14 protein-coding genes are annotated in these 15,734 nt (G+C 70.9%); 6 read left to right on the plus strand and 8 right to left on the minus strand.

What is annotated here, in order from left to right; genetic code table 11:
* The first annotated feature begins 158 nt into the window (after positions 1-158).
* Together ACZ7LV_RS33035 and ACZ7LV_RS33040 are read left to right on the plus strand one after the other, a co-directional pair.
* On the plus strand, positions 159-1,178 hold the full coding sequence (locus tag ACZ7LV_RS33035; protein WP_471944835.1) for an acyl-CoA desaturase: 1,020 nt from the start codon (positions 159-161) through the stop codon (positions 1,176-1,178).
* On the plus strand, positions 1,175-1,849 hold the full coding sequence (locus ACZ7LV_RS33040) for a TetR family transcriptional regulator (RefSeq protein WP_471944837.1): 675 nt from the start codon (positions 1,175-1,177) through the stop codon (positions 1,847-1,849). Before ACZ7LV_RS33035 ends, ACZ7LV_RS33040 begins: the two co-directional genes overlap by 4 nt.
* A 30-nt stretch (positions 1,850-1,879) precedes the next feature.
* On the opposite strand, the gene ACZ7LV_RS33045 is transcribed toward ACZ7LV_RS33040, so the two are convergent.
* Positions 1,880-2,680 carry a trans-aconitate 2-methyltransferase gene (locus ACZ7LV_RS33045; RefSeq protein WP_471944839.1) on the minus strand — a complete coding sequence of 267 codons (801 nt, stop codon included), beginning with the start codon at positions 2,678-2,680 and terminating at the stop codon, positions 1,880-1,882.
* 73 nt (positions 2,681-2,753) lie between these two features.
* Between ACZ7LV_RS33045 and tamR the strand changes: the two genes are divergently transcribed.
* Complete coding sequence (tamR, locus tag ACZ7LV_RS33050; RefSeq protein WP_471944841.1) at positions 2,754-3,251, plus strand: MarR family transcriptional regulator TamR; 498 nt, start codon at positions 2,754-2,756, stop codon at positions 3,249-3,251.
* Between the two features lie 208 nt (positions 3,252-3,459).
* Here tamR and ACZ7LV_RS33055 read toward each other — a convergent pair whose 3' ends face one another.
* Entirely contained in the window at positions 3,460-4,230 is a 771-nt protein-coding gene (locus tag ACZ7LV_RS33055) for a LuxR C-terminal-related transcriptional regulator (protein ID WP_471944843.1), read from the minus strand.
* Positions 4,231-4,528: 298 nt separating this feature from the next.
* Here ACZ7LV_RS33055 and ACZ7LV_RS33060 point away from each other — a divergent pair, with 298 nt between their 5' ends.
* Positions 4,529-4,990, plus strand: coding sequence for a GNAT family N-acetyltransferase (locus tag ACZ7LV_RS33060; RefSeq protein ID WP_471944845.1), 462 nt, complete (start codon positions 4,529-4,531; stop codon positions 4,988-4,990).
* 10 nt (positions 4,991-5,000) lie between these two features.
* On the opposite strand, the gene galK is transcribed toward ACZ7LV_RS33060, so the two are convergent.
* The 3 genes from galK to galT are packed head-to-tail and all read right to left on the minus strand — an operon-like array spanning position 5,001 to position 8,222.
* Positions 5,001-6,173, minus strand: coding sequence for a galactokinase (gene galK, locus ACZ7LV_RS33065; protein ID WP_471944847.1), 1,173 nt, complete (start codon positions 6,171-6,173; stop codon positions 5,001-5,003).
* Between the two features lie 28 nt (positions 6,174-6,201).
* Positions 6,202-7,164 carry a UDP-glucose 4-epimerase GalE gene (gene galE, locus ACZ7LV_RS33070; RefSeq protein WP_401681572.1) on the minus strand — a complete coding sequence of 321 codons (963 nt, stop codon included), beginning with the start codon at positions 7,162-7,164 and terminating at the stop codon, positions 6,202-6,204.
* Positions 7,161-8,222 (minus strand): galactose-1-phosphate uridylyltransferase, encoded by a 1,062-nt coding sequence (galT, locus tag ACZ7LV_RS33075; protein ID WP_471944849.1) that lies wholly within the window; start codon positions 8,220-8,222, stop codon positions 7,161-7,163. The genes galE and galT overlap by 4 nt, the downstream gene beginning before the upstream one ends.
* Positions 8,223-8,399: 177 nt before the next feature.
* Here galT and ACZ7LV_RS33080 point away from each other — a divergent pair, with 177 nt between their 5' ends.
* Entirely contained in the window at positions 8,400-10,079 is a 1,680-nt protein-coding gene (locus ACZ7LV_RS33080) for a sodium:solute symporter family protein (protein WP_471944851.1), read from the plus strand.
* Between the two features lie 19 nt (positions 10,080-10,098).
* Positions 10,099-10,410 (plus strand): hypothetical protein, encoded by a 312-nt coding sequence (locus ACZ7LV_RS33085; protein WP_471944853.1) that lies wholly within the window; start codon positions 10,099-10,101, stop codon positions 10,408-10,410.
* A 398-nt stretch (positions 10,411-10,808) separates the two neighbouring features.
* Here the strand turns inward: ACZ7LV_RS33085 and ACZ7LV_RS33090 are convergent, their stop codons facing one another.
* The 3 genes from ACZ7LV_RS33090 to ACZ7LV_RS33100 all read right to left on the minus strand — a co-directional run bounded on the left by ACZ7LV_RS33090 (position 10,809) and on the right by ACZ7LV_RS33100 (position 15,572).
* On the minus strand, positions 10,809-11,495 hold the full coding sequence (locus ACZ7LV_RS33090; RefSeq protein WP_471944855.1) for a helix-turn-helix transcriptional regulator: 687 nt from the start codon (positions 11,493-11,495) through the stop codon (positions 10,809-10,811).
* 314 nt (positions 11,496-11,809) lie between these two features.
* On the minus strand, positions 11,810-13,702 hold the full coding sequence (locus ACZ7LV_RS33095) for an outer membrane protein assembly factor BamB family protein (RefSeq protein WP_471944857.1): 1,893 nt from the start codon (positions 13,700-13,702) through the stop codon (positions 11,810-11,812).
* 49 nt (positions 13,703-13,751) lie between these two features.
* On the minus strand, positions 13,752-15,572 hold the full coding sequence (locus ACZ7LV_RS33100; RefSeq protein WP_471944859.1) for an outer membrane protein assembly factor BamB family protein: 1,821 nt from the start codon (positions 15,570-15,572) through the stop codon (positions 13,752-13,754).
* Positions 15,573-15,734: the final 162 nt, after the last annotated feature.

Genomic DNA, 15,734 nt, shown 5'->3' on the forward strand with positions numbered 1-15,734 from the left:
CGGGACGCGCAGGATCACGGGCTCTTGCCGCCGCGGGACGCGCTGCCATACTTACGACGCCGTAGGTTACGGAACCGTAGGAATGGCTTGTTCCGAGTCGTACGCGGTACCCACAGCCCGGCACCTGCCTCAATCCACGACCCCACAGGGGACGCCCCATGACCTCGAGTTCCGATGTGATCGACGACGCCCCGAAGTCGACCTCACAGGACACCGCCGATTCCCTGTCGCCCGCCACGCTCGGCGGCGACCGCAAGGGCTCCGTCGAGCAGGGCGCGCTCCTGCTCTTCATCGTCGTCCCCTTCCTCGCGCTCCTCGCGGCCGTGCCGCTGGCGTGGGGCTGGGGAGTGAGCTGGCTGGACCTGGGTCTGCTGGTCTTCTTCTACTTTCTCGGCTGCCACGGCATCACGATCGGTTTCCACCGGCACTTCACCCACAGTTCGTTCAAGGCCAAGCGGCCCCTGAAGATCGCGCTGGCGATCGCCGGGTCGCTGGCGGTCGAGGGTCCCCTGGTGCGCTGGGTGGCCGACCATCGCAAGCACCACCAGTTCTCCGACGCGGAGGGTGACCCGCACTCGCCGTGGCGGTACGGCGAGACGCTCCCCGCGCTGATGAAGGGCCTGTGGTGGGCGCACATCGGATGGATGTTCGACGAAGAGCGCACGCCGCAGGAGAAGTACGCCCCGGACCTGATCAAGGACCGCACGCTGCGGGCGATCTCCCGGCAGTTCCTCCTGTGGACGCTGCTGTCCCTGGCGCTGCCCGCGCTGATCGGCGGCCTGGTGACGATGTCGTGGTGGGGGGCGTTCACCGGGTTCTTCTGGGGCTCGCTCGTCCGGGTGGCGCTGCTGCACCACGTGACCTGGTCGATCAACTCGATCTGCCACGCGGTGGGCAAGCGGCCGTTCAAGTCGCGGGACCGCTCGGGCAACGTGTGGTGGCTGGCGATCCTGTCCTGCGGTGAGTCCTGGCACAACCTGCACCACGCCGACCCGACCTCGGCGCGGCACGGTGTGGAGCGCGGCCAGATCGACTCCTCCGCCCGGCTGATCCGCTGGTTCGAGCTCGCCGGGTGGGCGTACGACGTGCGCTGGCCGTCACGCTCGCGTATCGATTCCCGCCGTCAGGACCGTGAAGGCGGTTCCCGGCGCGGGGCGGAGACCGCCGAGGCGGCATGATTGACGGCGTGGCGACCGACTCCAGCACCCCCAGCAACGACAAGCCGCGGCGGACGCGCCGTACCCGGATGACCGGTGCGGAGCGGCGCCAGCAGTTGCTGGAGATCGGTCGCACCCTCTTCGCCGCGAAGGGCTTCGAGGGCACGTCGGTGGAGGAGATCGCGGCGAAGGCCGGGGTGTCCAAACCGGTGGTCTACGAGCACTTCGGCGGCAAGGAGGGGCTGTACGCGGTCGTCGTGGACCGTGAGATGCGCCGCCTGCTGGACATGGTGACCGGTTCGCTGACCGCGGGCCACCCGCGGGAACTGTGCGAGCAGGCGGCGTTCGCGTTGCTGGACTACATCGAGGAGTACACGGACGGCTTCCGCATCCTGGTGCGGGACTCCCCCATCCCCCAGTCCACGGGCTCCTTCGCCTCCCTGATCTCGGACATCGCCACCCAGGTGGAGGACATCCTGGGCCGCGAGTTCAAGAACCGCGGCTTCGACTCCAAACTGGCGCCCCTGTACGCCCAGGCCCTGGTCGGGATGGTCGCGCTGACCGGCCAGTGGTGGCTGGAGGTACGCAAGCCCAAGAAGGCGGAAGTCGCGGCGCACCTGGTGAACCTGGCATGGCACGGCCTGGACGGCCTGGAGCAGAAGCCGCGGTTGATCGGGCACCGCAAGAGCTGAGACCGCCACCGGCGGACCGGCGCTGATCTTCTACGCCTCCTTGTGGGCGACGGCGAAGATGCGGCGGAACGGGAACGGGGTGCCGTGGCCGCCTGACGGGTAGGCCTCGCGCAGCGCCGTGCGGTACTCGTCCTCGAAGGCGCGCGCCGCCGGCGGGTCGTCGGCGAGGGCGGTGAGGACGGGGCGCAGGCCGGTGCCCTTCACCCAGTCCAGGACCGGGTCCTCGCCGGTCAGGAGATGGATGTACGTGGTCTCCCAGACATCGGCGGCGCAGCCGAGGTCGGTGAGGCGTTCGAGGTAGGCCTCGGGGGTGAGGACGGCGTCGTCGTGCCGCAGGACGCCGGCCAGGCGGTCCGCCCAGCGGGGGGAGGCGGCCAGCTCGTGCATCAGGCGGTGGCTCGGGGCGGTGAAGTTGCCGGGGACCTGGAAGGCAAACGTGCCGCCCGGGACGAGGCCGGCGATCCAGTCGGCGAAGCGGTCCGCGTGTCCCGGGATCCACTGGAGCGTGGCGTTGCTGAGGATCAGGTCGTACGGCTCGTCGGGCGTCCAGGTGCGGACGTCGGCGTGGGCGAAGTCCAGGCGGTCGGTGCCGGTGTGTTCGGCGCGGGCGCGGCGGAGCATCTCCGGGGAGTTGTCGTAGCCGGTGACGCGGGCGGTGGGCCGGCGGGTGGCGAGGAGCGCGGTGAGGTGTCCGGGGCCGCAGCCGAGGTCGGCGACGCGGGGCGGGTCGGTCGGCGGGTCGGGGAGCTGGGCCAGGAGGTCCAGGAAGGGGCGGGCGCGGTGTCCCGCGTGCCGCAGGTACTGGGCAGGGTCCCAGGTGGGGTCGGCCATGCCCTCAGCTTGGCAAGACGGGTATCTCGACGTCAAGAGACTTCACGTCGACACAACCACTACACTGATCGCCATGGAGGACGAGGTCGATCGGCTGGTCGCAGCGTGGCGCCGGGAGCGCCCGGACCTCGACGTGGATCCGCTCGAGGTGCTCAGCCGGGTGAGCCGGCTGGCCCGGCACCTGGACCGCGCGCGTCGGCTGGCCTTCTCCGAGCACAGTCTGGAGCCGTGGGAGTTCGACGTCCTGACGGCGTTGCGCCGGGCGGGGACGCCGTATCAGTTGTCGCCGGGACAGCTGCTGACCCAGACCCTGGTCACCTCGGGCACGATGACGAACCGTATCGACCGGCTCGCCAAGAAGGGGCTGGTGGAGCGGTTGCCTGATCCCAGTGACCGGCGGGGTGTGCTGGTGCGGCTCACCGAGGAGGGGCGGGATCGGGCGGATCAGGCGCTGGCGGGGCTGCTTGATCAGGAGCGGGCGATTCTGGCGGAGTTGTCGCGGGCGCAGCGGGCGGAACTGGCGGCGCTGTTGCGTCAGCTGACGGCGCCGTTCGACAACATTCCCGGTTAGGTCGTGCGTCGGCCGTCGGCCGTCGGCCGTCGTCGGTTGTCCGCGGGCCGGGGGTGGCTGGTCGCGCAGTTCCCCGCGCCCCTGAGGTCGGATGCCCGGCCGCGAACTATCAGGCGCCCTGAGGTCGGATGCTCAGCCGCCAACCGTCACGCGCCCCTGAAGTCGGATGCTCAGCCGCGAACCATCGTGCGGCCGTCGGCGTTGGGGTTCAGGCGCTGTTGCTTTCCTCTGTGGGGATTCTGGGTGTCGGGCCCAGGTCGGCCGGGCCCACGCCTGCTCGGCGGGCCAGGGCGACGGCGGCGAGGGTGGAGTGGACGCCGAGTTTGCCGAGGACGTTCTGCATATGGGTGCGCACGGTGTGCGGGGAGAGGTAGAGGCGCTCGGCGACGGCCTTGCGGCCGAGGCCCGCGACCATGCAGCGCAGCACCTCCCGCTCGCGCGGGGTCAGGGACTCCACCAGCCGTTCGCTCTCGGTGCGGTGCCGACGGGCCGCGGTCAGCTCGCGCAGCACCCCGGTGAGCAGGGCGGGCGGCAGATGCGTCTCGTCGCGCAGCACGCCTCGGATGACGGTGAGCAGCCGCGACAGCGAGCAGTCCTTGGCGACCCAGCCGCTCGCGCCGGCCTGCAGGGCGAGCGCCGCCCGCCGGGGATCGTCCTTCTCGGCGAGCACGACCACCCGCACCCCGGGCTGCGCGACCCGGACCCCCGCGACCAGGGAGATCCCGTCCACGACCCCGTCGCCGCCGTCTTGTACGGGCACGGCGGACCGTATCCCGGGCGCGGTGCCGCCCAGATCGGCGTCGACGAGCAGCACGTCGAAGCGGCGCCCTTCGGCGGCCGCGCGCTCCAGGCTGCGCACCGCGGCGGGACCGCTGCCGGCCGCGGAGACCTCGACGTCCGGTTCGGCGGCGAGTGCCGCCGCCAGGGACTCGGCGAAGATGCGGTGGTCGTCGACGACCAAGACTCGGATGCGTACCACGAAACCCCCTTCCCCGCGCTCTGGAAGAGCAGGGGAACGCCCATCGACGGGAGCCGGTGACCGGTGCGGGCACGACGCCCGAAGCAGTCCTGGGTTGGTGTCCGAGCCGTTCCCCCAGGACGGGGTCGCCGCAGCCGCACGGCCGCCGCCGTGCAGAAACTGCTACCCCCACTTCGGGCGTCGTACCCGACTTGTCTCGCCCCCTGAACAGCACCGGCCCCCACCGGTGCTTTCATCAGAGTACGGACAGGGCGCAGGAGCGGAAGGCAATTTGCAGAACTGCCCGTCCGGCGCGTTTATGGTGAGCCGCATGTTTCGTATTGAGACAGAAGTCGACAGGGCCCGGCGCGATCTTCTCCGTTCGCGGCTCCGCGACACCAATACGGCAGCCTCACCCGTCCTGCGCGCCCTGCGCGGAACTCCCGCCGCACGCGAAGCCCCTCTGCACGTCTGGGCGTTGGACACGGCAGGCGAGCTGGCCGGCGGACTGGTCGGGCACACCTGGGCGAGCTGGCTGCACGTGACGTACCTCTGGGTCGACGGCCGCCACCGGGGCAGCGGCCTGGGCTCGCGCCTGCTGACGCAGGCGGAGCACACCGCGCGCGCGGAGCGCCGCTGCACCGCCGCCCGCGTGGAGACCTGGGACTTCCAGGCCCCGGACTTCTACCGCAGACACGGGTACGAGGTGGTCGGCACGGTCCCCGACTACCCGCCCGGCATCACGGAGTTCACGCTGACCAAGGGCCTTCGGACCGGCTGACGCGACCGCCCTACCGCAGCCGCCGCGCCCCCGGCGAGGGCACCGCCTCGAACACCCGGGGCGCCGTGAATCCCGCCGCCGCGAACGCCTCCCGCACCGCCTTGGTGACGCCTTCGACGTCGGCCACCTCCGCGAGCACGATCGCCGAGCCTCCGAAGCCGCCGCCCGTCATCCGGGCACCGAGCGCGCCGGCCGACAGGGCGGTGTCGACGACCAGGTCCAGCTCCGGGCAGGAGATGCGGAAGTCGTCGCGCAGAGAGGCGTGGCCCTCGGTGAGGACCGGACCGATCGCCCGGGTCCCGCCCGACTCCAGCAGGGAGACGACGCGTTCGACGCGCTCGTCCTCGGTGACCACGTGCCGCACCAGCCGGCGCACCTCCTCGTCGTCGCCGAGGCGTTCCAGCGCCGCGCCCAGTCCGTCGTAGGGGATGTCGCGCAGAGCGTCGACGCCCAGCAGGGCGGCGCCCTTCTCGCAGCCGGCGCGGCGCTTGCCGTACTCACCGGTGCTGTGCTCGTGCTTGACCCGGGTGTCGACCACCAGCAGGCGCATGCCCTCGGCGGCGAGGTCGAAGGGGATCTGGCGCTGGGAGAGGTCGCGGGTGTCGAGGAACAGGGCGTGGCCGGCGGTGCAGCAGGCGGACGCCGTCTGGTCCATGATCCCGACGGGGGCGCCGACGTAGACGTTCTCGGCGCGCTGGCACAGGCGGGCCAGCTGCCAGCCCTTCAGGCCGAGTTCGTACAGGTCGTTCAGGGCGAGGGCGACCACCACCTCCAGCGCCGCCGACGACGACAGCCCCGCGCCCGCCGGGACCGTGGAGGCCAGGTGGATGTCCGCGCCGGTCACCTCGTGGCCCCCGGCGCGCAGCGCCCAGACGACGCCGGCCGGGTACGCCGTCCAGTTCCGGTCCGACTCCGGCTCCAGGGCGTCCACGCGCAGTTCGGCCACACCGCCCTCGACGTCCGCCGAGTGCAGCCGCAGTACGCCGTCGGTGCGCCGGGAGACCGCGGCGACCGCGGTGTGCGGCAGCGCGAACGGCATGACGAAACCGTCGTTGTAGTCGGTGTGCTCACCGATGAGGTTGACCCGCCCCGGCGCCGCCCACACGCCCTGCGGATCGGCCCCGTACAGCTCACGGAACCGCTCGGCGACCGCCTCGGCGACCGTCTCTCCAGCCTCGCTCATGCCCTGACCCCTGACCTTCCCTACGTTGCTACTTGCCGCGCCGCTGCGCGAACTCCCAGGCGTCCGCGACGATCGCGGCGAGGTCCGCGCGGGTGGGGTTCCAGCCGAGCCGCTCACGGGCGGTGCGCGCGGACGCCACCAGCACCGCCGGGTCGCCGCCCCGGCGCGGGGCCACGACCTCGGGGATCGGGTGGCCGGTGACCTTGCGGACCGTCTCGACGACCTCACGGACGGAGAAGCCGTTGCCGTTGCCGAGGTTGCAGATCAGGTGTTCGCCGGGGACGGCGGCGCCGACGGCCAGCAGGTGCGCCTCGGCGAGGTCCGCGACGTGGATGTAGTCACGGACGCAGGTGCCGTCCGGCGTCGGGTAGTCGTCGCCGTAGACGGAGATGGCGTCGCGCCGGCCCAGAGCCACCTGGAGGACCAGCGGGATGAGGTGCGACTCGGGGTCGTGGCGTTCGCCGAACTCGCCGTAGGCGCCCGCGACGTTGAAGTAGCGCAGCGACACCGCGCCGAGCCCGTGCGCCGTCGCCTCACCGGTGATCATGTGGTCGACGGCGAGCTTGGAGGCGCCGTAGGGGTTGGTCGGCGCGGCCGGCGCGGACTCGACGATCGGGATGTCCCGCGGCTCGCCGTAGGTGGCGGCCGTGGAGGAGAAGACCAGCTTGCGCACCCCGGCCGCCCGCATGGCCGCGAGCAGGGCCATGGTGCCGCCGACGTTGTTGTCCCAGTACTTCTCGGGCTTCACGACGGACTCGCCGACCTGGGAGAAGGCGGCGAAGTGGAGCACCGCGTCGAACGAGGAGTCGAGCCACTTCGCGGCGTCGCGGATGTCGCCCTCGACGAAGGAGGCACCGGCGGGCACGCCCTCGCGGAATCCGGTGGACAGGTTGTCGAGGACGACGACCTCGTGGCCCGCCTCCAGCAGATGCTGGGCGACCACGCTGCCCACGTATCCCGCTCCCCCGGTGACCAGGTACTTCCCGCTCATGAACTAGCTACCTCTCGCAGTCGCTCGGCCGCGTGCTCCGGCGGCACGTCGTTGATGAACACGCTCATGCCGGATTCGGAACCCGCGAGAAACTTCAGCTTGCCGGAAGTTCGGCGAATGGTGAAAAGCTCCAGGTGAAGTGCGAAGTCGTCACGGCTGACGCCCTCGAACTCCACCAGCTGGCCGAACGGCGCCTGGTGCCAGGCGGCGATGTACGGCGTCGGAGGCTCACCCTCGCCGAAGATCCGGTCGAAGCGCCTCAAGAGTTCCAGATAGACCCGGGGGAATTCCGAGCGCGCCGCCTCGTCCAGCGCGAGCAGATCGGGCACCCGGCGCCGCGGGTACAGGTGGACCTCGTAGGGCCAGTGCGCGGCGTACGGCACGAAGGCCACCCAGTGTTCACCCTCAAGGACGACGCGCTCACCGGCGAGCTCGCGCTCCACGACGGCGTCGAAGAGGTTCTCGCCGCCCGTGGCCTCCTGGTGTGCCGCGAGGGACCGGAGCATCAGAGCGGTGCGGGGGGTGGTGAAGGGGTAGGCGTAGATCTGCCCGTGCGGGTGACCCAGTGTCACACCGATCTCCGCACCCCGGTTCTCGAAACAGAAGACCTGCTCGACGGAGGGCAGATGGGACAGCTCCGACGTACGGTCGGTCCACGCGTCCAGGACGAGCCGCGCCTGCTCCTCGCCCAGGCCGGCGAAAGACGCGTCGTGGTCGGAGGTGAAGCAGACCACCTCGCAGCGGCCGGAGTCGCCGGCCAGCGAGGGGAAGCGGTTCTCGAAGACCACCACGTCGTACGACGAGTCCGGGATCTCGCTCAGCCGCTCGCCCCGCGAAGGGCACAGCGGGCACTGGTCGGCGGGCGGGTGGTAGGTGCGGCCCTGGCGGTGCGAGGCGATCGCGACCGAGTCGCCGAGCAGGTCGTCGCGGCGGATCTCGGAGGTCGTCACGGTCCGCTCCAGCGGGCGGCGGTCGACCGCGTCCCGGACGGCGTCGTCCCGCAGGTCGTAGTAGATGAGCTCGCGGCCGTCCGCCAGCCGGGTCGAGGTCTTCTTCACCGCGGACTCCTCAGTCACGCCACCCAACCAATCAACATAACCAAACACACTAGAACACAACTCATCACAGACAGTCAACATCACAATCAAACAAAGCTCGACATCGGGCGTGTTCAATAAGCGAACGCCCCGGCGTAGGTTCGCACCGGATCAGTTCACGCAACGAAGCGAGTGCGTATGGAAACCCCCACATATCTCTCAGCCGAGCTACGGCTCCCCACCAACTGGCTCGACTACACGATCCTCGGCATCTACTTCGTGGTCGTCCTCGGCATCGGCTTCGCCGCCCGCCGGTCGGTCAGGACCAGCCTCGACTTCTTCCTGTCCGGACGCTCCCTGCCCGCCTGGGTCACCGGTCTCGCGTTCATCGCGGCCAACCTGGGTGCCACCGAGATCCTCGGCATGGCCGCCAACAGCGCCCAGTACGGCGTCTACACGACCCACTGGTACTGGATCGGCGCCATCCCGGCCATGGTCTTCCTGGGCCTGGTGATGATGCCGTTCTACTACGGCTCCAAGGTCCGCTCGGTCCCGGAGTTCCTCCTGCTCCGCTTCGACAAGGGGGCCCACCTGCTCAGTTCGATCCTGTTCGCCTTCGCGGCGATCCTGATCGCGGGCGTCAACCTCTACGCGCTCGCCATCGTCGTGGAGGCGCTGCTCGGCTGGCCGGAGTGGGTGGCGATCGTCGTCGCGGGCTTCTTCGTGCTCGCCTACATCACCCTCGGCGGTCTCTCCTCGGCGATCTACAACGAGGTCCTGCAGTTCTTCGTGATCCTCGCCGCGCTGATCCCGATCACGATCCTGGGCCTGAAGAAGGCCGGCGGCTGGGACGGCCTGTCGGACACCCTCACCTCCCGCTACGGCGACGACTTCGTGACCTCGTGGGGCGGCACGGGCATCGGCGACCCCAACCCGCTCGGCGCGAACTGGCTCACCATCGTGCTGGGCCTCGGCTTCGTCCTCTCCTTCGGCTACTGGACGACGAACTTCGCCGAGGTGCAGCGCGCGCTGTCGGCCAAGAACCTCTCCGCGGCCCAGCGCACGCCGCTGATCGCCGCGTTCCCGAAGATCTTCATCGTCTTCCTGGTGATGATCCCGGGTCTGGTCGCCGCCGCGCTGATCCCGCAGTTCGGCACCCCCGAGTCGGGCTACCAGTACAACGACGCGATCCCCTACCTGATGCAGGACCTGCTCCCCAACGGCGTCCTCGGCATCGCGGTGACCGGCCTGCTGGCGGCCTTCATGGCCGGTATGGCGGCCAACGTGTCCTCGTTCAACACGGTGTTCACGAACGACATCTGGGCCAAGTACGTGAAGCGGGGCGAGGAGGACACCTACTACGTGCGCTTCGGCCGCCTCATCACGGCGATCGGCGTCCTCGCCTCCGTGGGCACGGCGTTCCTGGCGTCGTCCTTCTCGAACATCATGGCGTACCTCCAGACGCTGTTCTCCTTCTTCAACGTCCCGATGTTCGTCGTCTTCATCATCGGCATGTTCTGGAAGCGCGCGTCGATGAAGTCGGGCTTCTGGGGCCTTCTGGCGGGCACCACGGCGGCGATGGTCAACTACTTCGTCATCTACAAGCAGGGCATCATCGACATCCCCTCCGACCAGGGCGCCAACTTCGTCTCCGCGATCGCGGGCTTCGTGGCCGGCGCGGTGGTCATGGTGGCGGTCTCCCTCTTCACCGCCCCCAAGCCCGAGCGCGAACTCCAGGGCCTCGTCTACGGCACCCGCTCGCCCGGCATGGCGGAGCCGCCCGCGGAGGGTGACGACGCCTGGTACCGCAGGCCGGCGCTGCTCGGCTGGGGCGCGGTGATCCTGGCTGCCGCCTGCTACATCCCGTTCTCGTTCTGACCGAAGGATCTGAGAAACCATGTCGGAGCAACCCGACCGCCCCGAACAAGACGTCCAGCGGGAGGTCACCGAACTGGAGGGCAAGTCCGCGACGGCGGCCCGCCTCTTCGACATCCGCCGCATCATCGGCGGCCTGTTCGTCCTCTACGGCGTCATCGTCACGATCACCGGCCTCACCGACGACAAGGCCGCGATCGACAAGGCCGAGGGCATCAACATCAACCTCTGGACCGGCCTCGGCATGCTCCTGCTGGGCCTCTTCTTCCTGACCTGGCTAAAACTCCGCCCCACGTCTCCCCCACCCCCACCCGAACCCCCCAACACCCCTTGACCACCCCAGCCCCCGCCCCCAGGGGCGGGGGCCACACGGCGCCCTCCACCCACGGCGGCGCCGCGCCTCGGACGCACGAGGCCGCAGCCGCGCGCGGCGCGAAGGAAGTGGCCTGCTCCGGCGTCGGGCGCACGGCGCCGCACGTACCCGTGGACGGAAGGGGGGCGCAGGGCGTCGGACCTGCCCGCCTGCGGGAGATGGAGACTGCCGTCCGTCACACGGCGCCGCACCCGCCCGCGGCGGGGAGGGGACGGGTCGGGGGGTGTCCGCCCGCAGCGGTTGGCGCGTCAACACGGGTACGTCGGTAAGAGACCGATTCCGCGCCGTTCCGAGGACGGACACCCCCCGACCCGCCCCCGACGAGACAAGCACCGACCGCGCGACAGCAACCCCGCCCCTCAGCCTTCGCCACGCTCCGGCAGCGGCCCCGCCCGGTCCAGCAGGCCGGTGCGGGCCGCCAGGGCCGCCGCCTCCAGCCGCGACCCCACGCCGAGCTTCATCAGGACGCGCTGCACATGCGTGCGCGCGGTGGACGGCGCGATGCCCATCCCCGCCGCGATGAGTCGCGTGTCCTCCCCGTCCGCCACCCGCACCAGCACCTCCACCTCCCTCGGCGTCAGCATCTGCAACAGCCGCTGCCCCTCGTCGTCCGGCTGCGCCACGGGATTCAGCAGCTCACTGAACGCCCCCTGCAACAACTGCGGCGCCACCGCCGCCTCCCCCGCCCGCGCCTTCATGATCGCCCGCTCCACCCCCTCGATGCGCTCGTCGTGCCGCACATACCCGGACGCCCCCGCGGCGAACGCCGCCGCGATCCCGCGCGGACTCGGCACCGGCCCCAGCACCAGCACCGCCACCTGCCCCCGCTCCCGCTTGATCCGCACCAAGGGATCGAACGCCCCCGCCTCAGCCGGCGTGGCCGTCCCCCACAGACACACCTCCGGCGCCCGCGCGATCACCAGATCCGCCGCCCCCACGGCCGGCGCCGCCGCGGCCAGCACCCGGTGCCCCCGCAACTTCAACGCCGAGGCCAGCGCCTCGGCCAGCAACCGGTGGTCGTCGACCACCATCAGCCGCACTCCCATCGAGCAACCCCCCAGTCCCCCCAATGGACGCCCACTATGGATGCCCAATGGTCCCCACGGACAGACCCGGAACACACACGGAACCCACGAAGTCCCGCCCCCCGGACGACAGCCCCCCGGCATCGACGCCCGTCATGCCCCCGGAAGCTACACGCTTGTTCGACGTCGCGCTGCCGCTACCCGCGAGAAGTGCCCCGGATCGCCGAAAATCCCCTCATTCGAGGGGTGTTGAGCCCCGGGCGCACGCGCGGCGCGCGTGCGGCCCCGCCCCTGAGCAGGGACGGGGCCGCACACCACCACAGCAGACCGGAACCTCAGCCGTTCACGCCGAACGCGATCGCGAGATACTCCTCCCCGCTCGCGGTCGACCCGCTGACGTACACCTCGGACATGTACAGCCGCCCCTGCGCGTACAGGACTTCGCCGTACTGCGGCGCCTTGCCGGACTCCACGTCCCGCACCGCGTCGGTACCCGGGTTCTCCATCAGCTTGACCTGCTTGAAGCTGCCGCCGTCGATGCTGACGATCTGCCCGCCCTTGTCGTAGGGCCCGCTCTTGTACGCGATCACGTTCCCGCCGTCCATCCGCAGCGGCGTCATCGTGTACCCGTCCCCGGCGTCCGCCCGCTGCCCGGTCTGCTTGCCCGAGGCCAGGTCGAACACGACGACCGAGTTCATCCGCCCGTAGTCGCCGGTACTGTCCTGCTCCTCCGTGGGCACGTACAGCCGGTCGTTGCCGACCGCGAGCCCCGTGCAGTCCTCGACCCGCGAGATCCCGTCGCAGTCGGCCGCGTAGGAGTCCCCCGGCGCCGAGATCCGCGCCCGCAGCTTGCCCGTCTTGTTGTCGACGGAGAAGAAGTCCGAGATGCCGCTGCCGTCCCCGGCGGAGTCACCCACGTCCGCCGCCACGACCAGCGGCTCGGTCGACACGATGCTGGCGTACTCGATGCCCTTGGCCATCTTGTACTCGGAGATCACCTTCCCGGACTTCGGGTCGATGGTCTGGATGTGCAGCTCCCGTGCCTCGTACTGACCGCACTTGCGCACCGCGACCAGCTTGGCCCCGCCGCCGTACCCGGCGTCGTAGCAGGTGTCCCCGGGCTTCGGCGACCACAGCGACTTGCCGGTGGCGATGTCGAACGCGGCGCCGCCGCTCGTGCTGCCCACGGCGACCGTGCTCGCGCTCACGGTGACGTTGTCGAAGTTGATCGGCTGGTCACCGGAGTTGGCGGTCTTCGTCCAGAGCTTCTTGCCCGCGTTCAGGTCGATCGCGGCGACCTGACTGCACCCCTCGGAGGAGTTCTTCGCAGGCATCCGGGGCTGGAAGACGACGGCCGTCCGCCCGTCCGCGGTGGCGTGCTCGGTGGCCTCGCAGACCGGCCCGGGCAGCGGGATCGTCCACAGCTCGGTGCCCTTGTCCCGGTCGTAGCCGACGATCTCGGCGACACCGGCCTTGGCGTACACCGTGTCGGTGAGCCAGGAACCGGAGACGACCACGGAGTCGTCCTTGTCCACCTTGGGCGCCGGAACCTGGAACAGCACCTTGGAGTTGGGGTCGGCCGGCACCTTCTCGGAGCCCTTGGACGAGCCCTCGTCCGCGCCGCCCTTCCCGTCACCCTTGCCCCCGCTGGAGCTGGCGGTGTCGTCCTTGCCGCCGTCGGCGGACGACTTCGAGTACCAGACGCCACCGCCGATGATCAGCGCGATCGCCACGACGGCGGCCACGATGATGGCCACCTGCGCGTTGCGTCCTCCGCCACCGGCCGGCCGGCCCGGCTGCGGGTGCATCGGCACGGTCGGCTGCGCGTAGGCGGGGCCGGGCTGCCCGTACGGGTTCTGCTGCGGCGCCCCGGGATTGCCGTATCCGGGCGCGCCCTGCGGCGGCTGCGGAGGGGTCGGCGGACCCTGCGGATAGCCGTACCCGGGCTGCGGCTGCGGCGGCTGCGGGTATCCGTAACCGGGCGGTTGCTGCGGCGGCGTGGGCTGCCCGGCCGGAGGCTGCGGGGCCCCGAAGGCGGGCGGCTGCTGAGGCGGCTGCCCCTGAGGCTGGGCCGGAGGCTGAGGCTGAGGCTGGGCCGGAGGCTGAGGCTGAGGCTGGGCCGGAGGCTGAGGCTGAGGCTGGGCCGGAGGCTGAGGCTGGGACGGGGACGAGCCGGACCCACCCCCCTGCGGGGGCTGGTGGGGCGGCGGAGGCGGCGGCTGGGTCATGACGTGGGTACCTCGGGGAGACGGGGACGGAACAAGTCGTGGGGGCGCGTCACTTGCCGTAGGCGAGCATCAGCTTCTCCTTGGCCTCGTCCGCGCCGGACAGCCTGGTCGTGGAGATGTAGAAGCGGCCGTCCACCCAGGCGACGTCCCGGGAGAAGAAGCTGCCCTCGACCTCCGCCGCGCCGGTGGGGTTCTTCAGCAGGTCGGTCGGCACATGGCTGCTGCCGGTCGTCGGCACGGAGACGATCCGGCCGCCCGCGTCGTACGACGGCTGGACGTAGGCGATGAGCTTTCCGCCCTCGACCTGGAGCGGCAGCATCGACTCCTCCGCGGGGGACTTCACCCGCCACTTCTCCTTGCCGGTGGCCAGGTTGACGGCGACGACCTCGTTCGCGCCGCCGCTGGCCTCGGTGGGCAGGTAGAGCGTGTCGGCGTCGGCCGCGACGCCCTCGCAGCCGGTCAGGTCGCGCTGGAGGACGGACCAGCCGCACTCGGGCGCGAAGCTCTCGTCGATCTTCACCTGGGAGCGGAAGCCGCCCTTGGCGTCGAGCGTCGAGATGTTCCAGGCGTCCTTGTCCTCGTTGGTGCTGTAGACCACCAGCGGGTCGACGGAGTAGGTGCGCATGACCCGCCAGCCCTTGTCGAAGGCCCGGGTCCACTTGACCTTGCCGGTCCTCGGGTCCAGCTCCTGGATCTCGTCGTGCTCGTTGTCGGTCGCCGCGCCGCAGGAGGCGACCGAGATCAGCCGCTCCCCGCCCGCGAAGGCGGTCGGGAAGCAGGAGTCGCCGTACTTCTTCTTGTCGAAGAGCTTCTTGCCGGTCCGGACGTCGTAGGCCGTGCCGGACTGCGAGCGGCCCACCATCAACGTGTTGCCGGCCAGGCTGAGTTCGACACTGAGCGCGCTGTCGAAGAGCGCGCCGTCCGCGACCTCGCCGCTCCAGCCCTTCTCGCCCGTGTTGAGGTCGATCAGCTGGATCTGGTTGCACTTGGCGCGGTCGCTGGCGCCGTTCATGTACGCCACGACGATCTTGTCGTCGGCCGTCTTCCCCGAGGTGACCGAGCAGATCTCCTGCGGGAAGGTGATCGTGTCCCACGTGGGGTTGCCGTCGCCGACGTCGTAGGCGACGAGTTCCTTGTACGCCGCCTTCACCGCCGTCTTGTCGGTGACCCACATGCCGGGGGCGTCGGCGCCCGAACCGGGGGCGTCGGGCGCCTCCTTGTACCAGAGCACCTTCGCCTCGCCCGCCTTGCGGCCCGCGTTGAGGTCGTCCGGGTCGGCGCCGCCGTCGCCGCTGCCGTCGCCGGGGTTGACCGGGGCGTCGGAGGCGGAGGGCTTGGGGTCGTCGCTCTGTTGGGCGACCGGCTTCTTGTCGTCGTCGCCGCCACCGCTCGTCACGGCGTAGACCGTGCCGCCGATCAGCAGCAGCGCCGCCACCGCGGCACCGACGGCCAGCGCGGGCTTGCCACGGAAGGGGTTGCGCGAACCGGAACCGGGGGGCGTGCCGGGGGCTCCCGGGTACTGGGGCTGCGGATAGCCGTAGCCGGGCTGCTGTCCGTAGGGGCCCGGCTGTTGCTGGGCGTAGGGGCCCGGGGTGCCGTACGGGCCCGGCTGCTGCGGCTGCCCGTAGGGACCGGGCTGCTGCGGATAGCCGTAACCCGGCTGCGGCGGACCCTGCGGGGGCGTGGGCGGACCCTGCGGGGGCTGGGGCGGCTGCGCGGGCGGCGGGGGCGTGCCCTGCGACGGATCCTGCGGCGGGCCGAAACCACCGGACTGCCGCGGATCCTGCGGTGCGCCGAAGCCGCCGCCGGGCGGCTGGTCCTGTGGCGCGCCGAAGCCGCCACCCGGCGGCTGGTTGGGCGGCTGGGTCATCAGCGGTTCCCCCTTGTGACTGATGTGGCGCCGCGCCCCTGGCGCTGCGTTTCCGCCACACCCACGATTCTCAGACGGTTCTCAGACCGCCCATTTCTATCACCCGGGGCCCCCAACGAACCGGGCCGGAACAGCCCCTGTTCCCAAGGGAGCACCGGCCCG

The organism is Streptomyces sp. NPDC107562, from assembly GCF_055657325.1.